Below are 25,705 nucleotides of genomic sequence, written 5' to 3'. Positions count from 1 at the left end.
CCTGGAGTGCTAACGCGTTTTGGCATGAACGGAAACTGAAACCGTGTCGCGAGACGTAACCTCGGCGGCGAACTGTGCGATCCGGTCGTCGACATCGCGGCGCGCTCGCCACGGCGCGGCGAGTGAAATCAACGGATCGTTGTGCTCCATTTCGGGATAGAACCGGCTCTGCGCCGCAGCTCCGGCCTCGGTCAACTTGCTTGCCAGAAACCGGCTGTTGCGCGGGTAGACAAGCGTGTCTTTCTCGCCGTGGATCAACAGGACAGGCGGCGTTATGCGGCCTGCATCTCCTTCGATATGCACGGCGGGCTGCGTTTGTTCGGGCTCAGCTGCGTGGCCGAAGGCGTCTTTCGTGGAATCACTGTCGAAGGGGTAGAAATCATACGGTCCTGAAAGCCCGATCACCCCGGCGATATCGCCTGGCGAAAGCCCCTCCCCGGCCAGCCAGCGCTCCTCAAGCGCCGCCATTGCGACATTGTACGCCCCGGCAGAATGCCCCGCGATGACGATCCTGCTGGGATCGCCGCCATATTTCGCGATATTGCGGCGGGTCCAGCCAATAGCACTTGCGGTGTCTTCGAGCATGGCGGGATAGGCCCCCGCCTCGCCGAGCCGATACCCTCCGAGAACCACGACGAACCCTTTTGGCACAAAAGCGCGACCGATAAAGCCATAACTTTCCGGATCGCCCGATCGCCAGCTGCCCCCGTGCACGAAAAGCAGGACCGGCAGGGTGTTGTTCGCGGTGGTATTGTCGTCCGGCGCCCAGACGACCAGTTTCTGGTGAGGATGATCTCCGGTCGAAATCGTACCCTTGTGTTCGACCTCATGCGCACCGCCCACTAGCCGGTCGATCGCGCTCAGCACGGCCGGTCCGTCGCGGCGAATGGCCAATTGCAGCGCGGCTGCGGCCAATACGGCGGCGAGAGCGATGGCGGCGATAGTCCAGATCACGATACGGCGCGCTCCTGTTTTGGGCTTTCCGCTCATACACCGCTCTCGGCATGCGGCGAGGCTTTGCCTTCGCTTGCCGTTTCGACGAGCGTTTCCATCGAGCCATCCAGTTCGAGGCCAGACTGCTTCAAGAACTCGCTCGCCTGCCGATAATCCGCCCCCATCCACAGCGGCACCTTCTTTGCCTCGATCGTGACCCGCGCTGCTTCTTCCTTGGCAGAGAGCGCCTCTTCCGCAACGCGGCGGATGAAGACCGCTGCGATCCGATCCGGCATTTTGTCGACCACCGACCCGAATGCGACGAGGTCTTTCTGCGTATCATCACCGACCATGGCAAAGCGCAGGTGCGGGTAAGTTTCGAGAATGCGGATGATCGCGTCTTCCTTGTGCGAGCCGTGGCCTTCGGACCCGAGTGTTTTGCGGTTGAAGCCCCAGTCGCGCAGCATGATCGGGCCGAGCGGCATGTCTCGCTGGCGTTTGAAGGCGACGAGATAGGTGAACAGGTTCCACGGGCTGGACGAGACGTAAAACACCGGGCGAGGGCGGGCCTGCGGGACGGCGGCATCCATGTCAGCCGATCCGGTTCCCGCATCTCCGCCCAATGCGGAATAGAAATCCTGCGCGCCCGGCACGGCCACGCGCTGCCCCGGCATCTGGATCAGCACGCGTTTCCAATTGCGCAGGATGGCCCGGGCATTTCCGGTTATTCCGGTTTCCAGGATCGTGTCGTCGATGTCGGATATCACGCCGATCCCCGCATCCCTTCCAGGTGCGAGTACGAACGCCGTTGTTTGTCCGGCATCGCCGCCATCTTTATGGGCAGACCAACGCAGCTTTGCGCGCTCCCAGCCCGAGTTCATCGGCAGGGTCTGTTCATCCTCGAACGGGATTTCGAAATGCGCGAAACCTTCGGTATCCGTCGTCACGGTTTTGCGCAGTGTGCCGCCTGCGCCTGTCTCGTACTCGAGTTCGACCGTCAGGCCTTCGACCTCATGCGAAGCGTACTGGCGCAGCATGGTCCTGAATGAACCAAGCAGGCCGCGTTTGCCAAAGTCGGATTCGCCCCCTCGCAAGGCACGGACCGGCAAAAACAGGCCCCTGTCATTGCGAAAACCAAAGAAGGGTTGAACCCGTAACGGACCGCGATTCGCGAATAGACCAAACATAGGTCCACGCGGTTAGCGGCTTGGAGGCTCCACGCCAACCGATCCGAAATTCAAATCAATCCCTTAGCCGACGAGTTTCTTCGCAGCGCGTTCGATCAGCGGGATATCCTCTTCGATTTCGCCTAGCACTGAAACGCCGCCATTGCCGTCGCGGCGAACCATGACGAGCGAGAATTCCGGCCCCTTGGCCGAGATCGCATCGAGCGTGAGTGCTTCGAGCTCGCGCAGCTTTTCAGCCAATGCGAGGCGAATTTCATGTTCCGGCTCGGCAGGCTTGCCCGCTTCTTCGCGGCGTATTCGCCGCTCGGCGGCGACCACGCCCTTGAGGCCGCCCTTCGTTTCCGCGAGGAAATCTGCGAGCGTACCGCGCTCAAGACGCAGGCGGTGCGCGTGGTTCAGCGCGGCGGCGTATTCGGTCAGACGGGTCTTGTCATAGTCGCTGCCGAATACGAGTTTCACCACCGGCGTCATCGGCGCGCGATCCTGAAGCGTCAGCCCGTTATCGTCGAGCAATTCGCGGTAGTCTTCGGGAGCATCTTTCGCCGCGAGCGAGAAATCGTAGGCGCGGCCGACCGCCGCATAGAGCGCGGAGCGGCTGCGGTCTTCGGAAATCCGGGCTGCTTCGGCAAGCTCTCTGGCCGACGCGAGGAAATCGTGAAGGCCTGCATTATCGTTCAGCTCGGTGGAAGGATCGACCGGTTCGACTGCACCAAAACTGGCCGCCGGCACATAGGCCACGGGTTCCGGTGCGGCCTCGACGGGGCTTTCGACCGGCGCGAAAGGTGTTTCACCCGGTTCATCGTCGTCCTGTTGGTAGAATGCAGGCATGGGCTCTTCCGCGTCATCTTCGGCTTCGCCCAGATATTCCGCGCCCATCGGATCGGTCAGCTCTTCAGCTTCCTCGATGACAGGCTCATCTTCGGTCGCATCAACCTCGTAATCGGAAGGGTCGAACTGGTCGGCATCCAGGTCCACGGCCTTTTTGGCAGGTGTCTTTATGTACTCCGACAGCGAGGCGAAGCTGTAACCGGCGCCTTCGCCTTCATCTTCGTCCTCTTCATCGGGATCGTCGAGAGCATATTGGCCGAAATCGGGCAGCGGCAGATCGTCATCGGTCGGTGACCCGCCTAGAACACCGCCAAGCGATGCGACATTGTCTGAAACATCATCCTGATTGGCGGCGGGTTCTGCAGCGTCAGCGGCGAGGCCTTGCGCATCGGCGGCAATTTGCGCTTCGATGCCAAGTTCGAGGACGTCTTCTTCAAGATCGTCTGCCGGTTCGTGAGCGTCAGATTCCTGGTCGATCTCGCCGGCGGGAGAATCGGCCCACTCGGTCAGGGGATCGGCATGGTGCTTGTGCGGTTCATCCTCATCCACATCGGCCGTTTCGGAAGATTCCAGCGCCTGATCGATTTCAAGCAGCAGCTCGTCCGCTGTCACCTGGTCTGCAATCTCTTTCCAGTTGATCACGCCATAGATGAAGTCGATGGTTTCATCGTCGCTCGAGAAGGGCAGCAGGATGCCGCGATACATGATCGAGGCACCGCGCTGGTTAACGAATTCAGCTTCGAACCCGATCGGAGCCTGATTGGCGAGGATCTGCATGTAATGGTCGGTGATGCGGCTCAGCAGTGAGCGCGGCGGGACATCGGAAAGTTTGGCGATGTTCCCTTCGGCGCCGCATTCCTCGGCGAGTTTGAGGCCGAGATATTGAACGGCCGGGTCCTCGATGCCGCTCGAAAAATCCAGCAGAACGCTGTTGGGACCGAAATCGGGGAGGTTTTGAGGTTCGAGGTCTTCGATAGAGGGGAAGCTGCGGTCGCCCAGAAGGCTGGCCCAATGGTTATAGGCGCGAACCTGCATGCGGCGTTCGTCCTGGCCGATCGCCTCCGGCGGCAGGTCGCGCGCCGTTTCGTTGTCTTCGTGGCTGTCCCAGTCCTGGCTATCGCTAGCCACGTCACCGGAATCAAATGTGCCCCGCAGATTGTCCATTGCCTAATCCGCCCCTTGTTAAACGGTTTCAGGCTTGGTTCTGGAGATGCGTGGTAAACATTGCGTTAAGTCAACTTGGAAAACTCAATGCTTACAGGCCGAGACTGCGTGGCGTCACGAAGCCTTCGTGCGTCTGCGCCGATCGCTAGAGGAAATACCGCATGGTGATGGTCAGGTCCTGGGCGACGGCCCCAAGATCGAATACCGCATCCTTGAACTTGGGCGGGCCCATGCGAACCTTGGCATCGCGCGAAAAGCCGAAACCTTCCTTGGGCATCATTCCGAGAGCACGATCGGCTTTGCCATTGTCGTTTTCGTCATGCAGCAGCGCGATGGCGTAGCTTCCCGGCTCGACATCGGTGAAGCGTATTGTGACGGCATCCCCCGCTGGTACCACCGTGCGGTGCGAGGCCGGATCCTTGATGCATTTGGGGAACACGTCTTCCTTGGCCGTCATGCAGGCGCGCACAACGCCCTCGCCAGAACGCAGATCGGTGACGGTTATCGTCACTTCGCCCGCTGCTGCCGGCGTTGTCGTGGCCGCAAATACGGCTCCTGCTGCCAAAATACCTGCTCGTTTCATATCCGTACCCCCCTTGGTGCGTCGCCGGACTGCTCGACCATACGCTTCGAAAGGCCCCGATCTGTCCCGCACAATCGGTCCCAAAAGCGAAAATACAGCCCGAAATTGCATGCATAATGTTCGTGATGCTTTTCGTGGTGGCTTGCTGTTATCACCCAATTCCCCAACGGAGAATGAACAAGCGCGCGCGGAAACATTTCCCAGCCCATGTGATTGGTGACACCCATGATGGTCGCTGCGGTGAGTACGACCCCCAGCATCGCGATGTGGATGGGCAGGATGAAGACCAGCAGCGGGATCAGCAGCGCGCCCGTTAGCGACTCCATCGGATGAAAGCTCATCGCGGTCCACGACGTTGGCGGGCGACTGTCGTGATGAACGGCGTGCATGATGCGAAACAGCCTGCGGTGATGCATCGCGCGGTGGCTCCAATAAAACCAGGTATCCTGCGCGAACAGGTAGATGAACACCGATACAGGGAGATACCACAGCGGATACGCGCCGAAATCGGTGTAGAGCCGTGTCCAGCCAAGGTGGTTCCAGGCCCAGAGCACCATGCCTGCAGGCGCGCCATAAATGATGGCGGCGATCAGCGACCAGCGGATTTCACGCCCTATCTGGCGCTTCTTTCCTTCGTAAAGGCCGGGCCTCACGCGCTGCGTTATCAAGGCGAACAGCCCTGAGGCGGCAAAGTACCGCAGCGCGACGAAGGCCGATGTCGCGATGCTGACGATCAGCAACGCCAGCAGGATGGGCATGTCAGCGGGCAACATTGCCCGGACCATAGGCGCAAACCGTGCGCCTGCGAAACCGTCTAACCGGCGCTATCGACATCGCTGCAATGGGGATCGATCAGCGACGTGTGCCGCCGCATCGCCGCCCGGGCGAGCGCTTCCACTTGCGTCTTGCGGCGTGCCGGGGCGAGCGGATCGAGCGAGGCATGCTGCACGATCTCCGCATCGTATCCATCGGCGACGACTATTCCGCAAACGTCGGGCCGGTATGCTTCACTCGCCAGCGGATCGCGGTTCAGCCCCGGAGCGAGGCCCCAATAGAACCGGTCGCAAAAATCGAGATAATCGGGCCATTTCGCATCGCCGAGCAGGTCGCCCCGCGCGACCTTGATCTCGACAATTACGATCAGCCCTTTCGCATCGATGCCCATCAGATCGGCGCGCCTTCCGTTCTTCAGAGGCATCTCCGAAATGCACCAGATATTGTTGCGAGCGAACAGACGCATGATCCCGCGGGCTACGTCCCGGGCCGATGCGGGGGACTGCGAATCAAGGGTGTCGGCAGATGCGGATTTCATGCGACATGATTGGAACATACCGCGAACACAGTCAAGCGTATGGAACGGCGATCAGGCGGCGTCGCGGGTCCGGCTCAATCCGATAACGTCCAGAACCGCTTCGCGGGCCAGGTGATATTCACGCCACAGCGCAAGGGCCGGCGCGGCCACGTCCTGCCCGCGCGCGGCTATCACTTGAAGCGCGGACAGACCCGGCTGCATCATCGCATCGATGTCCTCGACGCCCTGCCACACGAGGTCCTGCTGCCAACCATGCGCGTTCTTGAGAGCCGCGAGGAAATCCTCGCTGCCAGCACTGATCGCTTCTGGCGCAAGGCCGGCATGGCGCGCCAGCTCCGCGGCCTGTTCGTGCAGCGTGGCCCAGCGTTCTGCCAGCGAAACGACCGGCCGCGCGGCCCGCCGGACCGTTTCGCGCATGGCGCGGGTTTGCTGTGGAGGAAGCGCGGACATGATGGCTAACGAGGTAGTGCGAGTCTCTTGCCGAAGAGTTAATCGCGCGTTTGGCGGCGATTATTGTGTGGCGCGGCAAGGCAGCTCTTGCTAAGCGCCGCGCCCAGTGCAATTCGTTGCTAGCGATCGCACGGCGATCCGCACCCGTAGCTCAGCTGGATAGAGCGCTGCCCTCCGAAGGCAGAGGTCACAGGTTCGAATCCTGTCGGGTGCGCCAGTCAACTGCCCTAGCGCGTTGTTTCCAGGCCCGTTCCTACCGAATCGCGGAATGCGTTCCTACGATTGACCCTACACAACTTGCGGGCTTGAATGGTCTTTTCGGGGCCGCTGCGGGATGTTCCGACACAGCATTATAATTTGAGGGCCTTGGAATTCGAGCACCTCGACTGCGTAGCAGGTTTGGAGAATCGGTTCAGATTGCAGCCGCTTAGGTCATTGGGTGACGGCACCGCAGTCCAACCTAAATTTGGCGAGGTATTTCCGCAGGCGATCGGAATCATTGGTCGATGTGCGCTGTTCGCGTGAGGCGGCAAAGAGGGTGCGTGCTGCGTCAGAAAGGCTGGCTGAGCGTCGACACACCTGAACCACATATTCCAGCTGGACCCGGTCGAACGGGTCAATCGCTGTCATTCGATCCTGTCCGAGTAGGCCGGTCAGGCCCCCGCTCTCTGCCTTGCCACCGTGCAGACGGGCTCTCGGCAAAGGAGATAGCGGTCCCGCGCTTCTTTATTGAATGTAACGCGCGTGCCCTCGCGCTCCGCGAAACGCTCAAGTTCGTAGTCTAGGTTGGGCTCGATATCTTCGCGCCGGTCGGCAAGGCCCGGCAGCGCGAAGGTCCATAGATTGAGGCGTGCAAACAGGTCCTCGCGGAAATTCCCGGTTTGAGCCGGAAACACCTAAATAGCGGACGTTTTGGAAGCGACTTAGGCGCGGTCGGGGAATCATCAGCCTGTAAGCTCCGGCGTGTCATTTAGCTGCCGACGCAGTCACAAGTTTTCTCAAGCTGGCGATGCTGCCGCGCGCGATGCTCTAGTCGGCCTGCTTGGTGCCCCGGCTGGTCGCAGGCAAACGGAGACGATCGACCGTGAACAGAGTAGAAGACAAATCCCTGATCTTGCTGAGTAGTCAGAGACGTCCCAGCACTGCCCGCGTCTGAATTTTTAGCAACGCCGGCTGTGCCATTTTTCCTCACTAATGAATATTTTACCGCGCGCCACTCTTAGGGGGTCGTGCTTGCGCGGTGATTTCGCGTCAGAAGGGGCAGCAGCGACTGCTGATACGACCAGGCGCCCGTTTGATCGCGCTGCGCGTGTTGTTTCGAATTTCAGCCGCTCGCTCATTCGATCTCTTTCAGAAGTGCGGCAGACCGCGTCTTTGGCCACGTAGGTTTCCGAATGTCAGCGGGCTTGTTGCCGACGTAGCTGGTTCAGGGAGGTCGACGATGGAGCTTTTCCAATTTGCATGGTCCGAGCTGCTGCCGTTCGTCGCGATCGGTTTTCTTGCTCAACTGGTTGATGGGGCGCTCGGCATGGCATTTGGAGCTATAGCGACCACGCTCTTGGTCGGTTTCATGGGAATGCCTCCGGCACAAGCTTCGTACAAAGTCCATTTGATCAAGATCATGACGACTGGTGTGTCTGGTCTGAGCCACGCGATCACAGGAAACATCCACAAACGCCTGTTCTTGATGATCGTTGTTCCGGGCGTACTCGGCGGGATATTCGGGGCCTATGGTTTGGCGCAGTTGGATGGCGAGGCTATCAAACCGTTTATCTTCGTCTATCTCTGCCTCTTGGGCATTCTGCTGATATACAAGGGAGTGAGGGGCAGGCTCAAACGACGCGCACCCAGGGCCATTCTCCCGCTCGGATTTGCTGGCGGCATGCTCGATGCGATCGGCGGAGGCGGATGGGGCCCAGTGGTAAGCTCGGGGCTGATGCTCCAGGGGACCGAACCGCGCGCAGTCGTGGGTTCGGTAAACAGTGCCGAATTCTTCGTGGCGATCGCCATATCAGGCGCGTTCGTCGGCCAGTTTGGCTTGGGGCACTTGGCCGCGGCGACCTTAGGGCTTTTGATCGGCGGCGTGCTTGCCGCGCCCTTTGGGGCGATCGCAGCGAAGTATCTTCCCGCGCCGGTGATGCTTGTTCTTGTGGGCTGCGTTCTAACTGCTACGACGGGCTATTGGCTGCTGGACAGCATCTTCTAGAGCCATACGCATTGCTGCCGATCCAATTCGGTCCGGCGCGATCTACGTAGCATTCCTGATGTCGCTGAATTTGCCCTCCAGCAATGGTGTCTTCGCGACCCGAAGCCGAGAAATCGGTATACCTAAAGAGGCGGCAAATGTGCCGCCTCCTTTTTGTCCAATCCGGACGAACATGGCTTCCAATGCCAGACTGGCAAGAAATCCGTCCAGCTTGACCTAGGAGGTTTGCGTAGTGAGTGCGCATAAGCCGCTCGCTACGTGAAATCCACAGGAGACACTCACTTCGGGAGCAGCTGTAATGAAGCTCAAGCATGGTGCGCTTGTGATGGCGATCGATGGTAGGAAAATGGTGCTGCTCCGCAATCAGGGCGACACCCGCAAGCCGGTCTTGCAAACTGTTCTCCAGGAAATATCCGAGAATCCGCGATCAGGCGAGCAAGGGTCGGATAGACCTGGGCGAACTTTTTCAAGCGCGTCCTCGCGCCGCAGCGCCATGAGCGAAACGGATTGGCATGAGGAGGCGAAAAAGAACTTTGTAAGGGACGCCCTTGGAGTGTTGGCGGCGTATCGAAAAGAGCAGGGAAGCGAGATGCTCGTGCTAGCCGCACCATCTGTACTGGGCGAATTCCGCAAGCAGTGCCCTGACAGTCTGAAACCGGGCATAATCGCCGAAATCGACAAGGATGTCGTCAATCACCGGCCAGAAGAAATCGTGGCGATTATCGATGCGGTAGAGCCTTGAGGATCAGAAAGTGGCAACTCAACCTCCCAAACCCGACAGGATCGAACCAAGTGCGCCGCCAGAACGTCCTGCGCGCGACCCTCGCCCCGAACCGATCCACCCACCCGAGACCGAACCGCTTCCGCCCGATATCGACGAACCCGACGTCTCTCCGGACGAGTTCCCTGTTCCTGAGTAAGTCGCGTGTCGGGCGTCTTCGCGGATGTGCTGGAAATGCAGTCGGCCCGTAACAATCCTTCATATTACTCCCCTCTTGCGAGCGGTTTCATAATCCGGTTGCTACGGGCCTATCTGAGTGGGTCATCGTTTCCTTGCGGTTACTCGCCAATCAGCAATCCTCTTATGGCATGAGCCGCGCGTCGCCACTTGACGGATATCAAGCACGGGATGCGAAAGTGTCACGATTGGTGCCACCAAAAGGCAATACTCAGAGCGAGCGCGAGCATGCTGAGCGCCAGCGCCTTCGCAGCAGGATGCGAGCGTCGGCCTCCGTTCACCAGCGCGATCCCGAGCTTCACGGACATGTTGGCAAGGATCGTACCTGCGAGCGCGATGGCTGCGAGCCAAGGTGACACAGCCTCCGCGGGCAGGCCACCGGCGGTCACGATCGCTACATCGACATCCATCGAACCCATCATGAACAGCATGACGGCTATTCCCTGTTCGCCGAAGCGATCCAACCCCCAGCGCGCCGCGACTGCCGCCACAGCCACGAAAATCACGAAACCGAGCGCTGGAAGCAGCGCAATAGGGTTCGTGGGCAGAGTCGTCCGCTTGCCATCGCCTTTTCCGCGCCAAAGCCGCACCCCCGCAGCCCATGTGACAAGCAGAGGGGGCAGTATAACCGTCGCGAAAGGAATAATCAGGCGCGGTGCCAGTACGAGCACCAGAAGCAACACCCGCACATACATTACCGCGCTGGCCAGAACGATGCCGCTGCATTCGACGCCAGTGGCATTCTCGTCTCGCAGCCGCTGGGACAATGATTGCGTTACGGCGGTCGAGGAATAGGCTCCCCCGATAAACGCGGTCAGGATTGTGCCATGCCTCGCGCCAATGGCGCGGTCCGCGACATATCCGAGAAATGAGAAACCCGTCACAAGGATGACCACAAGCCAGAGGTCTTGCAGGTTCCATGCATCGAACGGTCCCATATCACGATCTGGCAGGAAGGGTCGGACAGCCAGTGCGATGACGGCGAAGCGAACCGCAGCTTTAAGATCCGCTTCGTCAAGATTGGTGATCCAGCGGTGCGTTTCTATTCGCAGTGCCAGCACCATAGTCACCAGCGCGCTGAATGCGACCGCGATCTCCGGCGAACCAAAACCGGAGAGAAAGCCGAGGCCAAGGGTTGCAAGTGCCGCCACCGCGCTTGTTGCGTCCGCTTGGCCTGTAACCCGCGCTTCATGTGCGTACGCAAGTGCAACGACCAGCCCCAGCAAAGCGATTATCGAAAAGCCAATCAATTCGGCCTGATACCGCGCCAGAAGACCCGCGATCCCACCAGCGATGGCCAGCACTATAAATGTACGAACGCCTGCAGCGCGCTGGCCGTCCTTGCGGTTCCGCAGAGTCCATCCGCGCTCTATGCCAACCAGCAGGCCTACCGCAGTCGCGCCGAGCATCGGAAGCCACGCATCAGCTTGCTCAATCACGGAACTTTACGAGCGCTGGCTCGTGCAATCAGCTCTTGAGCCTCTGCAAGGAGCGGTGCGGCAATGTCGATCGCGTTGCTCGGATGGGCCACGCTGTTGCAACTGATCAGTCTGGCGAATGCGCGAGAATTGCGCACGCTGTTCGGCGGTTGCTTGGCCAGCACATGGACTGCGATATAAATCGCGGGCTTGCCGGCATCGCGCGCTGCCCGCTCGATGACCTTGGCCATCGTGCCACCGCTGGAGACGATATCGTCGACAATGACGGGTGTCATTTCGGGTAGCAAGCCTTCGACCGATCCGCTGATCCGCACCTCGCGATCACCCAGGCGCTGCTTCTCGAATACGGCAAATGGAGCGCCAATCCGCGTGGCGATCCGCTTGATCCACGGCGCGCTCTCGCTGTCGGGTCCGATGAGATAAGGGCTAACGACATGGGCTTCGATCCATTTTGCGATTGGGCCAGAGGCCGGCGCGGCGCGGGCAGGGATGCAGAATAGATCGGCCAGGTTCGCGATCCGGTGAAGATGCGGCTCAAGTGTCACCAGCCAATCGAAATGTCGTGAGAGGATCGATGCGAAGCTTTTCGCAGAAACAGCTTCGCCGTCCGAAAAGGCCTGATCCTGACGCATATACGCAAGATAAGGCGCGATCAGGCCCACCTGCCGAGCACCCTGTTGACGCGCTGCATCGGCAGCGAGCAAGAGCGTCATGAGGCGCACGTCCGGATTATCGAGGCTGCAAAGCAAGACGACATCGCGATCGGAAACTGGCGTATCGAGCCGAACGTAACTTTCCCCATCGGGAAACCGGCGATGTGTGATGACGCCTTCCTCAAGCGCGGCGTTGGCGAGAATGCTCTGCCGCAGCCCATCCGCCGCATGCAGCGAAAATAGTAGAGGTTTCATCGTGCCCTTTCCTCGATCAGGTCAGTGTTTGCCCGATAATAGTCGAGGGCATATTGAAGCTCGCCGATGCTTTCACTGTGGAGCGTGATAAGTGGCTGACCAATCTCGATGGGGTCGCCAATATTCACGTGGAGCTGGAGGCCGGCGGACGGTGAGCGCGGAGCACCGACGAGCTTTGCAAGGCGAGCCAGACGACGATTATCGACCGAGGCGATGCGTCCGCTTCGCATGACTTCGATGACATGCTGATACGCCGCAAGCACGGGCCGGCGAAAGTCGCCTTGGGCTTCGCAGATCGCCACGAACTTTTTGAAAGCCCCGCCATTGTCGATCAGCGCTGTAGCGGTCGTTTTTCCGCTACCGGGAGGGCACGCGCTTCCCATTTCCAGGATAATCGCGGCGAGGACGATCGCCCGTTGACGCAATTCTCGCGGTGCGCTGCGATCACATTCAAGCACAGCAAGGACGTCGCGCGCTTCGAGAGCAGGCCCGATGCCATCCCCGACTGGCTGCGAGCCATCGGAGACGACAGTTTCGACAGACAGTCCGAAGGCTTCTCCGACTCCTTTCATGAATGCGGAGAGCTCTTCTGCATCGGCTCGCGATCTCACTTTGGCAGTTCGTCCCACGGGCATGTCGATCAGAATATGTGTGGACCCGGCGGCGATCTTCTTCGACATCACCGATGCGACCATTTGCGATGTGCAGTCGAGTTCCAGTTCGCGCTCGATCCTGATCAGTAGGTCATCCGCCGGGGAAAGCTCAACTCCGCCGCCCCAGACCATGCAGCCGCCCTCCTGTTCGACAACGCCACGCATTTCCTCGCCGCTCAGATCGACGCGCGTCATGGTCGCCATAGTGTCAGCGGTTCCAGCGGGAGATGTGATCGCACGCGAAGAGGTCTTGGGTATTGTCAGCCCGGCAGCTGCGACAATCGCAACAACAATCGGTGTGGTCCGATTGCCAGGCAGCCCGCCGACACAATGCTTGTCGACGATCACATCGCCGGGCCAAACGAGCCGGTCGCCGATCGCCACCATCGCCCGCGTGAGCGCGACGATCTCGCTGACATCCGGAGGCTGGCTGGCCAGTGAGGCGATAAACGCGGAAATCTGCACGTCAGACAGCCTACCTTCGACAATATCGCGAAAAATGGCTGTCGCATCGCTTGAGCTGAGTCTGTGGCCATAGACCTTGCTGCGCACGCCAGCCATGGAGTCGACGCTGCGCGGGTGATGAAGGGTGATGCTGTCGCCTTGTGAAAGCCCCAGCATTCGCCATGCAGTTTCAGAAAGGCCGATTTCATCGATCGCGACCACTGTGTTTTCAACCTGATATAGCCGCGCGATCGCCTGCCGTTCACGGCCGCGTAATTCTACGCGCGCGCGCTCAGTCAGGCCTTCGGATCGCGCCACGGTGCAGTTGCGGTTCACAATGGCGATGGCTTCACGCTGCGTATGCAATTTCAATCGCTTGGCTTTGAGTGGCACGAGCTCGCGCTGACGATCCAAGTCGGGGTTCATGAAAGGACGGCTCATCACAGTTGCACGCGTTCACCGTGCTCTGGAACACGCGTCTCCCAGCCGAATTGCTCCGCGATCTTCAGTCGAAATCGATCAGCCGATTCCGCTTCGCCATGCACGACAAAACATCGGCTCGGTGGAGTTTTGAAGCCGCCCAACCAGCGTAGCAATTCGTGCTGATCGGCATGGGCGGAAAGCATATCGAGCGAAACCACTTCAGCCCTGACCGGCACGTAATCGCCGTGGATCTTTATCGCCTCGGCCCCGTTCAACAGCGCCGCCCCTCTGGTGCCGCCTGCTTGGTATCCTGCCATCACGATCGTGCTGCGATGGTCGGGAGCGTACCGCTTAAGACGGTGCAGGATCCGTCCACCGGTTACCATTCCGCTTGCCGAAATGATGATCTTGGACCCTGGCTCGGTATCGAGCCGCTTCGAGTGCTCCACATCGCGAGTGTAAATCACGTCGTCCCACGCATCGCGGCAATGCGCGGCGCTCAGCCGATGGTCCTCGGCGTGCTGGCAAAACAGATCGGTTGCGCTGCACGCCATCGGGCTGTCGAGGTAGACGGGGACATCGGGAAGGGCGCCCCGCTGGCGAATAGCATTGATATGAAAAAGCAATGCTTGCGCGCGCCCGACAGCAAATGAAGGGATGATAACGCTGCCGCCGCGAGCAACGGTGCGGGTAATGACATTCTCGAGTTCCTGCTGTGGTGACAAACCAGGGTGGAGCCGGTCGCCATAGGTGGACTCGACCAAGAGATAATCCGCCTCGGGCACCGGTTCCGGATCGAACATGAGAGGGTCGTCGTACCGCCCAATGTCGCCCGAAAAGACAATGCGCTTGCCATCAACCAGCATCTCGACAGTCGCAGCGCCAAGGATGTGTCCTGCATAGCGGAAGATGATCGAACAATTGTCCGTGACCGCGATGCGTTTTCCGATTTTTTGCGGGGAAAAGGATTTGAGTGAGCGGACCGCATCTTCTTTGGTATACAGCGGCAGCGCCGGCTTGTGCTGGCTGAAACCGCGGCGGTTTGCATAGCGCGCGTCCGCTTCGAGCAGGTACCCGCTATCGGGCAGCAGCAGGCCGCATAGTGCGCGGGTTCCTCTGGTGCAGAAAACCTTGCCGGAAAAACCGTTCTTTACCAGCAGCGGTAAGTATCCCGAATGATCGAGATGCGCGTGTGTAAGCACCACGGCGTCAATGCTGGCGGGATCAACCGGCAAAGGGTTCCAGTTGCGCGACCGCAGGACCTTGTAGCCTTGGAAAAGGCCGCAATCGACCAGCACCTTGCGGTGCGCAGTCTCGACAAGGAACTTCGAGCCCGTGACCGTATCGGCGGCACCAAGAAAAGTCAGATCAACGATAGCAAACCTCCTGCCAACATGTGTTGCCGACTATCGAGCAAGGTGCAGAACACCTCTTGGCCGAGGCGAATATCCGTAAATCCCCCGATGTTCTTTGAGGGGCCGGCGGTAAAGATTGCGCAGAATTACGTACATTCACCGATCCCACCACAGGGAACGCAGCCTCTAGTCTCATCTCTATCGAAGCAAAGATTTGAGGATGACGATGTATCAAGAGATTGGCGTTGCCCTTCTGGACCGTGCAGTTTCTCTCCCGGCGCGCGATGGAGAAACCGTGATCGAGCAGGGTGACTCCTGCGACCAGACCCTCGAAATCCGCAGCGGTATTGCGCGGGCAGTCGACTATTCAGCCGATGGATACCGACAGATATTGGCGTTCTTCTTTGCCGGAGACTTCATCGGTTTACCGTTGTGCAGCTCGCACCGCTATTCGGTCGAAGCCGTCAGGGGCCTGCGCTTTGTTCCTCATGCCTCACAGCGATTGCAAACGGGCTTTCCAGTCCACGATAGTGAACCTGAGGCGATCGCGAAGGCCATCTGGCAAGAGGAAAAGGCGTTCATAGCGCGTAGCCTGATCCTTGGTCGTGTTGGAGTACAAGCGCGTGTCGCTGCTTTTCTGACTTATTTGAGCCAACGCCTTGAACTCGCGGATGGTATGCTGGACTTCTCCATCCCCCAGGGTGATATGGCTTCCTATCTCGGAACATCGCCAGAAACGGTTTGCCGAACGTTACGCAGATTGCGCGACGAGGGCGTCATCGCGGTGCCTTCCAGGGACCGCTTGCAGATTCTGAATGCATGTCAGCTCAATGTGCTTGCGGAGGGCGAGTAGTCCAAAAAGGAGCGTGGGTTCCACAGCTATAGTGGAAAGCGCGTTTGCCTATTTCGATGCTGCTGTCTCAGAGCTTCGTCGATCGCCAGCGCATCGAGCAGGTTTCGCCAATTCACCAATCCAGCGAATCGCCCCCGACTATCGATCACGCCAACAATCGGCGCTCCTCCTGCTATCGTCTCCGCCACTTTTTCTGCCCGGTGCTGCAAGGATACGACCGGCAGGTCTGTGCGCATGATCGTGCAGATGGAAGCCTCCGGACCGGCATCGCCTATACTTTCGAGGACGTCGGCACGCAGGACAAATCCCGCTAGCCTACCGTCGAGTTCGAGAACGGGAAATTCCTCATTGTCGGACGCGAGGATCGCGTCGGCGGCCTTGCCTATATGGTCCGTCACCAAGAACTGAGCCTGCCCCGTGACCATCACGTTGCGAACCGGCGTGCCGCCGATTGCATGCCGGATTTTTTCAAGGTTCGCCTCTGATGTGGCGGCCAGAAAAACGAATACCGCAATCGCGGCGAGCACAACGTTGCCGGCCATCAGCCCTACGACCCCGAGTACGACCGCTAATGCCTGACCCACACGAGCAGCGATACGCGTTGCTTTGTGATGGGGCATGGCAAAGGCCAGCAGCGCTCTAAAAATACGTCCGCCATCCATCGGGAATGCCGGCAGCAAGTTGAACAGCCCGACGACGAGGTTGAAGATCGCAAGCTGCTCCACAAAATTTATCTCACCTTGAGCGAGGCCTGCCAAAGTGCCCCAATCGGGCCAGCGACCAAGGAAGAGTATGAGCAGCGCAAACAGGGCGAAATTCACTGCCGGTCCTGCGATCGCGATCGCCAGTTCCTGTCTGGGATCGCTCGGAATTCGTTGGAGCTTTGCGAGCCCGCCCATGGGGAGCAAAATCACCTCCGGGGTTTCTATTCCGAACTGGCGGGCAACAGTGATGTGGCCAAACTCATGCAAAACCACACAGACAAAAACCAAGCTGACAAGCAGGAATACTTGGGCCGCTGCCAAGGCGCCGTTGGAAATGAGAACGATGAGCGTGATGAGCGCGAGCACCAGAACAAACGTCCAATGCAGTCGGACCGCCGTGCCTTTGATCGACGCGATCGGGAAAGACCGTGGCATGACCAGGCTATTCCTCGTCGTTCGATGCGTTTTCTGCGGGAGAATCGCTTTCGGGTCGGACAGCGCGGATCGGCGTTTCGGGAAGATTCACTTCGACGCCGCCTTCGGGTGCAGTGGTCCATTCGTCCGAAGGTGGTTGAACATCCTGCGATGCACGCTCGCCACCTGTCAGGACATCGCGAAACAACACCAGTGTTCCCAAGATGAGAAGAAGCACGATGACGATGATCCAAAAGGGGGTGTAATTGCGTTTATTGGCGTCGGCCATGGTTGCATCCTCTTTTCCTTACGACGCTGGATGTATCGCTGTTCGTGAGGATTGGTCTCATCCGGAAACCCCCGTAGTTCATGCGCGGCGCATCGCCATTCCATCTGCCCGATCGGAAACTACGGGGGTTTCCGGAACGATTTCTGACTTTTTCGTGCGATTGTTAATTGTGGATCAGGATATTCCGTCCGGGTCGATGCGGTTTGCAAGCAGGAGCCGGTTACAGACGATGCCGTGGCGACTCATCAGGTTAGAACATGCTCCGACAATTGAGCTGCCAACCGGCTCTCCCGTTCGAACCTACTTGTTGCGGCTCCCCTTGAAAGTGAGCGGCCATATCGACGCCGATATCCACTCTCTCAATCCGCTTCGTTCTACCATGCGACGGTTTTGGCCGAGCAAGCCGGATCGCTCCGGCTACGTGACGAGAGCGGCAACATGTTGGCAGCTCGTCACAAAGCTGAACGCGGGCTTTGAGGACACGATCGGGCGGTTTGAAGACTGCGCCTTCGTCCTTGCGGCGCCGGTCTCAATCACCGAACGCAGGAACGGCACGATTCCCTTCGAGGTTATCGACATCCGCCTCAACTGAAGAACTCTAGACTGTGGGCGGCTCATTCACGGAAGGTGCATCCGCCTCAGTCTGCCATTCCTCGCCAACTCCCGCAGCGAAGGCGATCCGCAGCAAATCCGATAGATTGTAAACATTAAGCTTCTTCATCAGGTTTGCTCGATGAATCTCGACCGTTCGTGGGCTGATATCGAGATCATAACCGATCGTTTTGTTCGGGTAGCCCTTGGTCAGTCCGACAAGCACTTCGTGCTCGCGGCGAGTAAGGCCTTTCACCAGCAATTCTGCCTCTTCGCGCCGCTTGCTCTTTTCGCCCGACCTGTCGAGCCGGTCGAACGCTTCGCCAATCGCCTCAAGCATCGTTTCCTTGGCGAAAGGTTTTTCGATGAAGTCGACTGCGCCCGCCTTCATCGCCCGCACTGCTACTTCGACATCTCCGTGACCGGTCATCACCACAACCGGGAACGGCACTCCGCGTTCGCGCAATTCGGATTGGACTTCCAGCCCGTCGATTTCGGGCATTTGAATATCGAGCAGCACACAGCCCGGCTCGCGCGAGCGAACCTCTTTCAGGAATTCGACCCCGTTGACATAGCTCTCGACATGGTGGCCGGAAGTCTTGAGCATGAATCCTACCGACCGACGGACAGAATCGTCGTCATCCACCAGATAGATCGGGTAATCACTGTTAGTCATTATCGGTCTCCGCGAGTGGAACGGTGAAATGGAAGGCGGTGCCTCCGAGCGAGGACGGTTCCACCCAGATCTTCCCCTCATGCGATTGCACGATCGAGTGGCATATCGACAGCCCAATGCCCATTCCGTCTGACTTGGTGCTGTTGAAGGGATGAAACAGCCGTTCAGCGATTTTCTGGTCGAGGCCCGGGCCGCTATCGATGATCGAAACCTGCGCGAAACCCGGATCTTTCCGCTGCGTGCGAACCCGCAATTGTTTATGACGGGATTCGAGCATGGCCTCCAACGCATTGCGGATCAGGTTGAAAACAACCTGCTGCAATTGGACAGGATCGACGATCACTTTGTCTGCGGCCGGGTCGAGCCCGGTTTCAAAGTCCACGCCTTTGCCGTCGCCATTCATCAGCGCGAGCGCGGAAGCCTCTTGAATTATCCGCCCGAGGCTGACGATTTGGCGCTCGGTTTCGCCGCGCTTGATGAAGTCGCGCAGCCGGTGGACGATCTGGCCCGCTCGCAGCGCCTCGGCTGCGCACTGGTCGAGCGCTTCGCGGACGAGCTCGAGTGTCTCGGGGCTGGGGTCGGCCAACAGATCTTGCGCCGAGTGCGCGTAGTTCGCAACAGCGGTCAGCGGTTGATTGAGCTCATGCGCCAATGAGGTGGCGAGCGAGCCCATCGAGGATATGCGCGAGACATGCGCGAGTTCGCTTTGCAGCGTATGCAATTCACGCTCGGTCTTGCGGCTTTCAGTCAGGTCGCGAATGAAACCGACGAAGCCCCGCTGCGCGCCCGAATTGAATTCTCCGATGTCCAGTTTGATCGGGAATGTGCTCCCGTCGCGGTGCCTTGCGGTCATCACTCGTCCGACGCCGATGATCTTAGCTTTGCCGGTCTTCAAATACTCTTGCATGTAGAGATCGTGTCGCTCACGATCCGGCGAAGTCATCAATATGCTGATATTTTCTCCGAGCAAATCTTCTTCGGCATAGTCGAACATTTCCGAAGCGCCTGAACTGAAAGACCTGATCCGGCCTTGTTGGTCGGTAATTACCATGGCGTCGGGCACTGTATCGATCAGCGCGTGCATTTGTTCTGCATCGTACAGAGAGATAAACTGCGGAGATGCGCCCGTCATCGTATCGATATCTTTCATCGTACTCTCCTACGCCAAGCGAAGGGCCGTCCGCGGGACCATTCCAGCTTAGGGTATTTACGCATATCTGACGAGTCGGGATTTGGGCATCTCGAGTCCATGGCACGCATCACTATCATCGATGGTCACCCCAGTGGGGAAGGAGACCATTACGTCCATGCGCTGGCAAGCGCATATCAACGGGCCGCAGAGGAACTGCACGAGGTCAGGCGACTGGATATTGGCAAACTCGAATTTGCCTTCGTGCGAGAACCGCGGGTGTGGACCCAGCTGGAGCCGGAAGAGGACATACTCAAGGCACAGGAAGCGATTGCATGGGCGGATCACCTTGTCATCGTCTACCCGCTCTGGCTGGGCGATGTCCCGGCACTGCTAAAAGCGTTTCTTGAGCAAGTCATGCGTCCGGGCTTTGCAATGGAGATCAAGGCCAACGCGAAATGGCGCCCACTGCTTAGGGGAAAATCGGCCCGCATCATCGTCACGATGGGTATGCCTGCGCCGATGTACAGGCTGTTCTTCCGCTCGCACAGCGTGAAGAGCCTTAAACGTAACATTCTGCATTTCGTCGGCATAAAACCGGTGCGCACGACAATAATCGGTCGTGTCGATAGCTGGCCGGGATACCGCAAGAAATGGCTGAGGCGCGTCGAAAGACTTGGGCGTTTTGCGCGATGAATATGGTCATGCCAAAAGCCAAGGCTCGGACGATGCGGGCGATGCAATTTGTTGAGCCTGGGATGCCACTCGAAGTTATCGAGCGCCCGATACCCTCGACCGACGCTGATCAGATATTGGTCGAAGTTTCTGCATGCGGTGTTTGCCGGACGGACCTCCACATTATCGATGGCGATATTCACGGACGGTTGCCGATAGTGCCAGGCCATGAGATCGTAGGCCGGGTCATTGCGAAAGGCGATAATGTCGCCCGTTTCGATTTGGGCGACCGGGTCGGGATCCCTTGGCTTGGCTCGACATGTGGCCGTTGTCGTTATTGCAGAAAACGGCAGGAGAACCTCTGTGACGATCCGACGTTCACCGGCTTCTCAGTCAATGGAGGCTATGCATCGCATGTCCTCGGCGAAGCGAACTTCTGCTTCGCAATTCCTCCTACGATCGATGCCGCTCATGCTGCTCCGCTGCTCTGCGCAGGTCTGATAGGTTATCGTGCTTTCTCGATGTGCGGAGACGCTCAGCGGATAGGGTTCTACGGCTTCGGAGCCTCGGCTCATATTCTGGCCCAGCTCGCCACGGGTCTCGGCTGCAAGATTGCGGCTTTCACCCGCCCTGGCGATGACGCAGGTCAATCGTTTGCGCGCAAGATGGGCTGCGTCTGGGCGGGCGGGAGCAACATGATGCCCCCTTTCGAACTCGACGCGGCGATCATCTTCGCTCCGGCGGGCGAATTGGTCCCACAGGCGCTCGCCGCAGTTCGCAAGGGAGGCACAGTCGTGTGTGCCGGTATCCATATGAGCGATATCCCGGCGTTTCCCTACGAATTACTCTGGGGTGAGCGAAAGCTGCTCTCGGTCGCCAACCTGACCCGCGCCGATGGCGAGAGCTTCTTCACCGCGATTGCAGGGTTCCCTCTGAAAACAGAGGTCGAGACGTTCGACCTCACCGACGCCAATTTAGCTTTGGACCGGCTTCGTGCCGGACAAATTACCGGTGCAGCGGTGCTTCTTCCATGATGCGGATTCTACTCGCGCTCTTGCTGGCAGCTCTCCTTGTCCCCGGTTCGACAATTGCGCGGCCGGCTTGGTCGCCGGTCCAGGCGGAGAGCTTGCTCCAACGGGTAGAGCGAGCACCAGACGAAGGGCTTGCGCTACCTCCCGAGATTGCCCCGCAACTTCGGCGCGCAATCGATGCGGGCGAACGTGAAAGGCTGGATCCCATCGCGGATAAGGCAGCGCTTACACTGATGCGAGCTTGGCGCGGCCGCTGCTGCGGACAGAAACGTCCTTCGTGGTGGCATATCGATGGAAGCACGAATGATGACCAACTGCGCTCGGGTCTCCTACGGGCACTCCAGAACAACCAACTGGATCTTTATCTCCGATCGATCCGACCCTCGCATCCCTATTATGCCAGACTTGTCGACGCGCTGAGCGAAGAGAAGGATGCGGACAGGCGGGCAATCATAGTCTCCAATCTTGCCCGCTGGCGCTGGCTCCCTGCGCGAATGGGAGAGCGCTATCTTCTGGTCAATATCGCCGCGCAACAGCTGACCTTGTGGGAAGGAGGAGTGGTCAAGGGGCGTTGGCGAGTAATCGTCGGTAAGCCAGTCACCCGCACTCCAGTCTTCACCAGTCAAGTCACCGGCGTCGTCCTCAATCCCTGGTGGGAAATCCCGTCCAGCATTGCAGCCGAGGGCATTGCGAGTTTTGTGCGGCGTAGTCCGTCAGCGGCGCGAGCACGCGGCTACATCTTCCAGAACGGCAGATATCGCCAGATGCCGGGTGACAACAATGCACTGGGCCGGATGAAGCTGGTGATGCCAAATCCATACAGTGTGTTTCTTCACGACACGTCGAGCCGTGAGCTGTTCGAAAAGGATCGGAGATTTTTCAGCCACGGCTGTATTCGTGTCGACCGAGCGCTTTCCTTTGCGGCGACGCTGCTGAGGCGTGATGGCTGGGACTTGGCAAGAATTGAGGAAGAGGTCACCGGTGGCAAAACGCAAACCGTTTTTCTATCCGAGCATATACCGCTTTACGTAGCCTACTTCACTGCCGAACCCTCGCTTTCGGGCGGAGTGCGGATTTGGGAAGACGTATATCGGCGGGATCCTGTGACGGTGACATCCCATAGCGATCATGAGCTTACGGACATATACGGATCGCGTCTCTCCTCTTCGTCATCCAATTCTGGTGTCGTTGAAGGAGGTCAGACATGTCTGAACTAAGCGCTAAACATTCGCAGAACGAGGCACTGACACGGTTCTCAAATCGCGAAGCTGAAAAGGAATGGAGCGGAGTTTCCACCACTCGGGCTGGCGAGAAGATACTCATCAGGCCAGCCACGCCTGAAGACAAGGACGCGCTCGCGAGATTTTTCGAAGGCGTAAGCCGCCGCGATCTCTTTTTCCGCTTCCTTTCGGGCATGCGTAAGGTCGATGAAGAACGGCTGGCGCAAATGGTCGATGATACCAACGACCACACGATCGATTTCCTTGCTGTCGATCCCGATAGCGGCGAGATACTGGCAAGCGCGATGCTCGGCGCCGATGAGAGTTTCGAGAACGCCGAGTTCGCAGTATGCACGCGCGAGGACATGAAGCAGCGCGGGATAAGCTGGGCCATGCTGGATCACGCAGCGCGCTACGCCGAATCGAAGGGCATTGCGAAAATCACCTCGCTCGAGAGCGCACAGCAGAGAGATGGTCTCGAACTGGAGCGAGGGATGGGTTTCAGAATTCTTCCCTGCCCTGATGAACCTGCTCTGATCATTGCGGAAAAGACGTTCTGACCGGTTTTTCGGGCGATGGCCGCAACGGAGTACGCCTGGCACGCACTCACCGCTGAGCAGGCGCTCTCGACCTTGAAGGCTAGGACGAGTGGGCTTTCCGAAGCTGAAGCTGGCGACCGCCTATTAGAGTGCGGACCTAACAAACTACCCGAGGCGAGACTGACCGGGCCGTTGCAGGTGTTCCTTCGCCAGTTTCGCAATCCGCTGATCTACTTGCTGCTGTTCGCGGGCATCTTGTCCCTGGTGGTGGGCGATCGCTGGGATGCTCTTTTCATTTTTGGGGTCTTGTCGCTCAACGCGGTCATCGGGGCGTTCCAGGAACTGAAGGCAGATGCGAGCGCGCGCGCGCTCCGTTCGCTGGTTCCTCAGATTGCCAGGGTCCGGCGTGGCGGCGTGACCCGCGAAGTCGCCTCGCAGGACCTCGTACCGGGCGATGTTGTCGAACTTGAGAGCGGGGTATCGGTCACAGCCGACATGCGGTTGATCGAGGACATCGGCCTTGAGGTCGATGAGTCTACTTTTACCGGCGAATCAATGCCGATTACAAAGCGCGCTGCGGACTGTCTGGATGCAAAGACAGTCGTCGCCGAGCGCATCAATATGCTGCACGCCGGAACGTCGGTGGTCGAGGGCAGAGCCTTGGCTGTGGTCACTCAGACCGGTCCTGCGTCGCAGCTCGGGCACATCGATCGCACACTGTCGCAGGCGGCGAGCTGTGCCGGCGCGATCCCGCTCGTCAGGCGAATGGCGGTGCTTGCGCGTCAAATTGCTCTGATCGCGGTTGCACTGATCCTGGTACTGGGCGCCTTGCTGGCTTTGGAAGGACAGGCCTTGCGCGACATAGTGTTGCTCGCGATTGCGCTAGCGGTGGCAGCGATCCCTGAAGGTTTGCCGATTGCGGTCACTGTTGCGCTTTCTACCGCGGCGAACCGAATGGCACAGCGCAATGTTATCGTGCGTGCCTTGCCCGCGGTCGAGGGGCTGGGGGCTTGCACTCTGATAGCCAGCGACAAGACCGGAACGCTGACCGTCAATAGGCTGACCGTCGAGGCGGTCGCGCTTCCGACTGGCAAGAGGATTGCTCGTGCTGATTGGCAGTCTCACTCTTTGAGCAAGACGATGGCCCGGCTGGCCGAAGCCGCAGGGCTCTGCAACGAGGCAAAGCTCGCTGTTCATGGCAGCCCGGTCGGCGACGCGGTGGATGTAGCCTTGCTTGATTTCGCGCGGGAAAATGGGGGCGATGTCGAGCGTCTTGTCGCCGCTGATCGCCTGTCGATCGTGCCTTATGAGCCGACACTTCGATACGCTGCGGTGGAGGCCGATTTCGGGTTGGAAACGCGTACAATCGTCAAGGGTGCTCCGGAAACCGTGCTGGCCATGTGCAGGGACACGGACGCGTATACACTGGACATTGCCGAACGCTTGGCTGGCGAAGGATACCGCGTGCTCGCGCTCGCGGAGGGGAGCGGGCGTCCCGGCGACGGACACATCCACTCTCATTTGCACGATCTCGTATTGCTTGGTTTCGTAGGCCTAACCGATCCGCTACGGCACGGAGTGATCGAAGCGGTGGCCAGGTGCCGCGAAGCCGGCGTCGCTGTAACGATGATTACAGGCGATCATCCTGCCACCGCACTTGCGATAGCCCGTCAACTCGGGATGGACGCAGACGATTGTTCTGTGGTGACCGGCGAACAGCTTGAGGCGCTTGCAGATGACCGAGATGGCTTCGCAAGACGCGTAACGTCCAGCCAGGTCTTTGCGCGCACTGAACCTGCGCAAAAGCTCGCAATCGTGAGAGCGCTTGAGGAGGCAGGGCACACCGTTGCTGTCACTGGCGATGGCGTCAATGACGGGCCAGCATTACGTATGGCCGATATCGGTATTGCCATGGGCCGCGGCGGCACCGATGTCGCGCGCGGGGCTGCCGACCTGGTGCTAGCCGATGATAACTTCGCAACGATTGTTGCAGGAATCGAGGAGGGCCGTGTCACATTTGCCAATATCCGCAAGATCGTGTTGTTCATGCTCGCGACCGGTGCGGCAGAAATCCTGATGTTCCTGCTCGCCATCTCGCTTGGGATGCCCATGCCGCTGACCGCAGTGCAGCTGCTGTGGCTCAACCTCGTGACCAATGGTGTCTTGGACGTAACGCTCGGTTTCGGGCGCGGGGACGGCGATGAGCTCAAGCATCCCCCGCAACAAAAGCTTTCCTCGCTGATCGACAAGGATGCGCTTACTCTCATGTTGCCCGGGGCAGTGTTGATGACGGCAATAGCAGTTTGGGTCCTCCAAGAGAGATTGGCGCTCGGCTTTTCGATCGAAGATGCGCGCAATCACGTGCTTCTAATCGTGGTGACGTTCCAGATCGCCTTCCTTCTCGGCATCCGCAACCTGAAGCTCCCTTTCTGGCGGTGGCACGCACCCGAAAACGGCTGGATGTTCGTTGGCATGGCGATCGCGATCCTGCTGCAAATCGCCGCGATGACAGTTCCGCTGCTTCAGCGTTTCCTCGATACCGAGCCTGTCGAAGCCGAATTCCTTTTGCTTTGCGCAGGTGCAGCGCTGGTGGTGCTGCTGGTAACCGAGGTCGCGAAGCGTTGGCTGATCGGGCAGCAGCGCGCCCGGGCTGCGTATCAGCCAGCGACTGCGTAATACCGTAGCGATCCTCCGAATTGGCGCACCTTGGGACAGGCCAAATCGGGTCGGCATGTGAGCAG

The 25,705-nt window shown here is 59.1% G+C and carries 25 protein-coding genes, 1 tRNA gene and 1 pseudogene; 11 read left to right on the top strand and 16 right to left on the bottom strand.

What is annotated here, in order from left to right; translation table 11 throughout:
• Nucleotides 1–9: 9 nt before the first annotated feature.
• From KCG45_RS04905 to KCG45_RS04875, 7 genes and pseudogenes are all read right to left on the bottom strand, one after another.
• Nucleotides 10–990, bottom strand: coding sequence for an alpha/beta hydrolase (locus KCG45_RS04905; RefSeq protein WP_218315957.1), 981 nt, complete (start codon nucleotides 988–990; stop codon nucleotides 10–12).
• Nucleotides 987–2,042: a phosphatase domain-containing protein gene (locus tag KCG45_RS04900; RefSeq protein WP_255547953.1), complete on the bottom strand. Its 1,056-nt coding sequence runs from the start codon at nucleotides 2,040–2,042 to the stop codon at nucleotides 987–989. Before KCG45_RS04900 ends, KCG45_RS04905 begins: the two co-directional genes overlap by 4 nt.
• A 1,383-nt stretch (nucleotides 2,043–3,425) precedes the next feature.
• Nucleotides 3,426–4,112, bottom strand: a pseudogene (locus KCG45_RS15440) (PAS domain-containing protein); the annotation flags it as partial.
• Between the two features lie 145 nt (nucleotides 4,113–4,257).
• The gene (locus KCG45_RS04890; protein WP_218315954.1) at nucleotides 4,258–4,695 is read right to left on the bottom strand and encodes a DUF2141 domain-containing protein; all 438 of its coding nucleotides are present in this window, start codon (nucleotides 4,693–4,695) and stop codon (nucleotides 4,258–4,260) included.
• A complete protein-coding gene (locus tag KCG45_RS04885) occupies nucleotides 4,692–5,480 on the bottom strand; it encodes a sterol desaturase family protein (RefSeq protein ID WP_255547952.1) in 789 nt (262 codons plus the stop codon). Before KCG45_RS04885 ends, KCG45_RS04890 begins: the two co-directional genes overlap by 4 nt.
• Nucleotides 5,481–5,509: 29 nt before the next feature.
• Nucleotides 5,510–6,007, bottom strand: coding sequence for an MmcB family DNA repair protein (locus KCG45_RS04880; protein WP_218315953.1), 498 nt, complete (start codon nucleotides 6,005–6,007; stop codon nucleotides 5,510–5,512).
• A 51-nt stretch (nucleotides 6,008–6,058) separates the two neighbouring features.
• Nucleotides 6,059–6,424, bottom strand: coding sequence for a hypothetical protein (locus KCG45_RS04875; RefSeq protein WP_218315952.1), 366 nt, complete (start codon nucleotides 6,422–6,424; stop codon nucleotides 6,059–6,061).
• Nucleotides 6,425–6,597: 173 nt separating this feature from the next.
• Here KCG45_RS04875 and KCG45_RS04870 point away from each other — a divergent pair.
• Nucleotides 6,598–6,674: transfer RNA gene (locus tag KCG45_RS04870), tRNA-Arg, on the top strand.
• Nucleotides 6,675–6,889: 215 nt separating this feature from the next.
• Here the strand turns inward: KCG45_RS04870 and KCG45_RS15670 are convergent.
• Nucleotides 6,890–7,087 (bottom strand): hypothetical protein, encoded by a 198-nt coding sequence (locus tag KCG45_RS15670; RefSeq protein ID WP_500793768.1) that lies wholly within the window; start codon nucleotides 7,085–7,087, stop codon nucleotides 6,890–6,892.
• Nucleotides 7,088–7,898: 811 nt separating this feature from the next.
• Here KCG45_RS15670 and KCG45_RS04865 point away from each other — a divergent pair.
• From KCG45_RS04865 to KCG45_RS04855, 3 genes are all read left to right on the top strand, one after another.
• The gene (locus tag KCG45_RS04865; protein ID WP_218315951.1) at nucleotides 7,899–8,663 is read left to right on the top strand and encodes a sulfite exporter TauE/SafE family protein; all 765 of its coding nucleotides are present in this window, start codon (nucleotides 7,899–7,901) and stop codon (nucleotides 8,661–8,663) included.
• Between the two features lie 298 nt (nucleotides 8,664–8,961).
• Entirely contained in the window at nucleotides 8,962–9,405 is a 444-nt protein-coding gene (locus KCG45_RS04860) for a baeRF12 domain-containing protein (protein ID WP_218315950.1), read from the top strand.
• A 10-nt stretch (nucleotides 9,406–9,415) separates the two neighbouring features.
• Complete coding sequence (locus tag KCG45_RS04855; protein WP_218315949.1) at nucleotides 9,416–9,583, top strand: hypothetical protein; 168 nt, start codon at nucleotides 9,416–9,418, stop codon at nucleotides 9,581–9,583.
• Nucleotides 9,584–9,803: 220 nt separating this feature from the next.
• Here the strand turns inward: KCG45_RS04855 and KCG45_RS04850 are convergent, their stop codons facing one another.
• The 4 genes from KCG45_RS04850 to KCG45_RS04835 are packed head-to-tail and all read right to left on the bottom strand — an operon-like array spanning nucleotide 9,804 to nucleotide 14,855.
• Nucleotides 9,804–11,060 (bottom strand): MgtC/SapB family protein, encoded by a 1,257-nt coding sequence (locus KCG45_RS04850; RefSeq protein WP_218315948.1) that lies wholly within the window; start codon nucleotides 11,058–11,060, stop codon nucleotides 9,804–9,806.
• Nucleotides 11,057–11,968, bottom strand: coding sequence for a ribose-phosphate diphosphokinase (locus KCG45_RS04845; protein WP_218315947.1), 912 nt, complete (start codon nucleotides 11,966–11,968; stop codon nucleotides 11,057–11,059). Before KCG45_RS04845 ends, KCG45_RS04850 begins: the two co-directional genes overlap by 4 nt.
• Nucleotides 11,965–13,506, bottom strand: coding sequence for a thymidine phosphorylase family protein (locus KCG45_RS04840; protein WP_255547951.1), 1,542 nt, complete (start codon nucleotides 13,504–13,506; stop codon nucleotides 11,965–11,967). The genes KCG45_RS04845 and KCG45_RS04840 overlap by 4 nt, the downstream gene beginning before the upstream one ends.
• Nucleotides 13,506–14,855 carry an MBL fold metallo-hydrolase RNA specificity domain-containing protein gene (locus KCG45_RS04835; protein WP_255548036.1) on the bottom strand — a complete coding sequence of 450 codons (1,350 nt, stop codon included), beginning with the start codon at nucleotides 14,853–14,855 and terminating at the stop codon, nucleotides 13,506–13,508. The genes KCG45_RS04840 and KCG45_RS04835 overlap by 1 nt, the downstream gene beginning before the upstream one ends.
• A 208-nt stretch (nucleotides 14,856–15,063) precedes the next feature.
• Here KCG45_RS04835 and KCG45_RS04830 point away from each other — a divergent pair, with 208 nt between their 5' ends.
• Nucleotides 15,064–15,696, top strand: coding sequence for a Crp/Fnr family transcriptional regulator (locus tag KCG45_RS04830; RefSeq protein WP_369410735.1), 633 nt, complete (start codon nucleotides 15,064–15,066; stop codon nucleotides 15,694–15,696).
• 26 nt (nucleotides 15,697–15,722) lie between these two features.
• On the opposite strand, the gene KCG45_RS04825 is transcribed toward KCG45_RS04830, so the two are convergent.
• Nucleotides 15,723–16,835 (bottom strand): site-2 protease family protein, encoded by a 1,113-nt coding sequence (locus tag KCG45_RS04825; RefSeq protein ID WP_218315945.1) that lies wholly within the window; start codon nucleotides 16,833–16,835, stop codon nucleotides 15,723–15,725.
• A 7-nt stretch (nucleotides 16,836–16,842) separates the two neighbouring features.
• Nucleotides 16,843–17,103 carry a hypothetical protein gene (locus KCG45_RS04820; protein ID WP_218315944.1) on the bottom strand — a complete coding sequence of 87 codons (261 nt, stop codon included), beginning with the start codon at nucleotides 17,101–17,103 and terminating at the stop codon, nucleotides 16,843–16,845.
• Here KCG45_RS04820 and KCG45_RS04815 point away from each other — a divergent pair.
• Nucleotides 17,102–17,695 (top strand): hypothetical protein, encoded by a 594-nt coding sequence (locus tag KCG45_RS04815; protein ID WP_218315943.1) that lies wholly within the window; start codon nucleotides 17,102–17,104, stop codon nucleotides 17,693–17,695. The two genes, KCG45_RS04820 and KCG45_RS04815, sit on opposite strands and share 2 nt — an antisense overlap.
• Nucleotides 17,696–17,701: 6 nt before the next feature.
• On the opposite strand, the gene KCG45_RS04810 is transcribed toward KCG45_RS04815, so the two are convergent.
• On the bottom strand, nucleotides 17,702–18,370 hold the full coding sequence (locus KCG45_RS04810) for a response regulator transcription factor (RefSeq protein ID WP_218315942.1): 669 nt from the start codon (nucleotides 18,368–18,370) through the stop codon (nucleotides 17,702–17,704).
• Nucleotides 18,363–19,520: a sensor histidine kinase gene (locus tag KCG45_RS04805; RefSeq protein WP_218315941.1), complete on the bottom strand. Its 1,158-nt coding sequence runs from the start codon at nucleotides 19,518–19,520 to the stop codon at nucleotides 18,363–18,365. Before KCG45_RS04805 ends, KCG45_RS04810 begins: the two co-directional genes overlap by 8 nt.
• Before the next feature lie 99 nt (nucleotides 19,521–19,619).
• Here KCG45_RS04805 and KCG45_RS04800 point away from each other — a divergent pair, with 99 nt between their 5' ends.
• The 5 genes from KCG45_RS04800 to KCG45_RS04780 all read left to right on the top strand — a co-directional run bounded on the left by KCG45_RS04800 (nucleotide 19,620) and on the right by KCG45_RS04780 (nucleotide 25,640).
• Nucleotides 19,620–20,195 (top strand): NAD(P)H-dependent oxidoreductase, encoded by a 576-nt coding sequence (locus KCG45_RS04800; RefSeq protein ID WP_218315940.1) that lies wholly within the window; start codon nucleotides 19,620–19,622, stop codon nucleotides 20,193–20,195.
• Nucleotides 20,196–20,257: 62 nt separating this feature from the next.
• Nucleotides 20,258–21,208 carry a zinc-dependent alcohol dehydrogenase family protein gene (locus KCG45_RS04795; protein WP_255547950.1) on the top strand — a complete coding sequence of 317 codons (951 nt, stop codon included), beginning with the start codon at nucleotides 20,258–20,260 and terminating at the stop codon, nucleotides 21,206–21,208.
• Nucleotides 21,205–22,422, top strand: a complete 1,218-nt coding sequence (locus tag KCG45_RS04790) for a L,D-transpeptidase family protein (RefSeq protein ID WP_218315939.1) — start codon at nucleotides 21,205–21,207, stop codon at nucleotides 22,420–22,422. Before KCG45_RS04795 ends, KCG45_RS04790 begins: the two co-directional genes overlap by 4 nt.
• Nucleotides 22,410–22,985: a GNAT family N-acetyltransferase gene (locus KCG45_RS04785; protein ID WP_218315938.1), complete on the top strand. Its 576-nt coding sequence runs from the start codon at nucleotides 22,410–22,412 to the stop codon at nucleotides 22,983–22,985. The genes KCG45_RS04790 and KCG45_RS04785 overlap by 13 nt, the downstream gene beginning before the upstream one ends.
• Before the next feature lie 15 nt (nucleotides 22,986–23,000).
• A complete protein-coding gene (locus KCG45_RS04780) occupies nucleotides 23,001–25,640 on the top strand; it encodes a cation-translocating P-type ATPase (RefSeq protein ID WP_218315937.1) in 2,640 nt (879 codons plus the stop codon).
• Nucleotides 25,641–25,705 lie beyond the last annotated feature (65 nt).

It is taken from the genome of Erythrobacter ani, assembly GCF_019204025.1.
Lineage (GTDB): Bacteria > Pseudomonadota > Alphaproteobacteria > Sphingomonadales > Sphingomonadaceae > Erythrobacter > Erythrobacter ani.
Note: the sequence above shows the minus strand (reverse complement) of the source record. Positions and strands in the feature narration are given on the sequence as shown.

What these genes read in the sequence shown, in the direction of transcription:
- KCG45_RS15670 (WP_500793768.1), bottom strand. Translation starts at nt 7,087, where the DNA reads ATGACAGCGATTGACCCGTTCGACCGGGTCCAGCTGGAATATGTGGTT.
- KCG45_RS04780 (WP_218315937.1), top strand. Translation starts at nt 23,001, where the DNA reads ATGGCCGCAACGGAGTACGCCTGGCACGCACTCACCGCTGAGCAGGCG.
- KCG45_RS04840 (WP_255547951.1), bottom strand. Translation starts at nt 13,506, where the DNA reads ATGAGCCGTCCTTTCATGAACCCCGACTTGGATCGTCAGCGCGAGCTC.
- KCG45_RS04825 (WP_218315945.1), bottom strand. Translation starts at nt 16,835, where the DNA reads ATGCCACGGTCTTTCCCGATCGCGTCGATCAAAGGCACGGCGGTCCGA.
- KCG45_RS04805 (WP_218315941.1), bottom strand. Translation starts at nt 19,520, where the DNA reads ATGAAAGATATCGATACGATGACGGGCGCATCTCCGCAGTTTATCTCT.
- KCG45_RS04875 (WP_218315952.1), bottom strand. Translation starts at nt 6,424, where the DNA reads ATGCGCGAAACGGTCCGGCGGGCCGCGCGGCCGGTCGTTTCGCTGGCA.
- KCG45_RS04790 (WP_218315939.1), top strand. Translation starts at nt 21,205, where the DNA reads ATGATGCGGATTCTACTCGCGCTCTTGCTGGCAGCTCTCCTTGTCCCC.
- KCG45_RS04795 (WP_255547950.1), top strand. Translation starts at nt 20,258, where the DNA reads ATGCCACTCGAAGTTATCGAGCGCCCGATACCCTCGACCGACGCTGAT.
- KCG45_RS04785 (WP_218315938.1), top strand. Translation starts at nt 22,410, where the DNA reads ATGTCTGAACTAAGCGCTAAACATTCGCAGAACGAGGCACTGACACGG.
- KCG45_RS04885 (WP_255547952.1), bottom strand. Translation starts at nt 5,480, where the DNA reads ATGGTCCGGGCAATGTTGCCCGCTGACATGCCCATCCTGCTGGCGTTG.
- KCG45_RS04820 (WP_218315944.1), bottom strand. Translation starts at nt 17,103, where the DNA reads ATGGCCGACGCCAATAAACGCAATTACACCCCCTTTTGGATCATCGTC.
- KCG45_RS04830 (WP_369410735.1), top strand. Translation starts at nt 15,064, where the DNA reads ATGACGATGTATCAAGAGATTGGCGTTGCCCTTCTGGACCGTGCAGTT.
- KCG45_RS04800 (WP_218315940.1), top strand. Translation starts at nt 19,620, where the DNA reads ATGGCACGCATCACTATCATCGATGGTCACCCCAGTGGGGAAGGAGAC.
- KCG45_RS04880 (WP_218315953.1), bottom strand. Translation starts at nt 6,007, where the DNA reads ATGAAATCCGCATCTGCCGACACCCTTGATTCGCAGTCCCCCGCATCG.
- KCG45_RS04845 (WP_218315947.1), bottom strand. Translation starts at nt 11,968, where the DNA reads ATGAAACCTCTACTATTTTCGCTGCATGCGGCGGATGGGCTGCGGCAG.
- KCG45_RS04815 (WP_218315943.1), top strand. Translation starts at nt 17,102, where the DNA reads ATGGTTGCATCCTCTTTTCCTTACGACGCTGGATGTATCGCTGTTCGT.
- KCG45_RS04890 (WP_218315954.1), bottom strand. Translation starts at nt 4,695, where the DNA reads ATGAAACGAGCAGGTATTTTGGCAGCAGGAGCCGTATTTGCGGCCACG.
- KCG45_RS04810 (WP_218315942.1), bottom strand. Translation starts at nt 18,370, where the DNA reads ATGACTAACAGTGATTACCCGATCTATCTGGTGGATGACGACGATTCT.
- KCG45_RS04860 (WP_218315950.1), top strand. Translation starts at nt 8,962, where the DNA reads ATGAAGCTCAAGCATGGTGCGCTTGTGATGGCGATCGATGGTAGGAAA.
- KCG45_RS04905 (WP_218315957.1), bottom strand. Translation starts at nt 990, where the DNA reads ATGAGCGGAAAGCCCAAAACAGGAGCGCGCCGTATCGTGATCTGGACT.
- KCG45_RS04865 (WP_218315951.1), top strand. Translation starts at nt 7,899, where the DNA reads ATGGAGCTTTTCCAATTTGCATGGTCCGAGCTGCTGCCGTTCGTCGCG.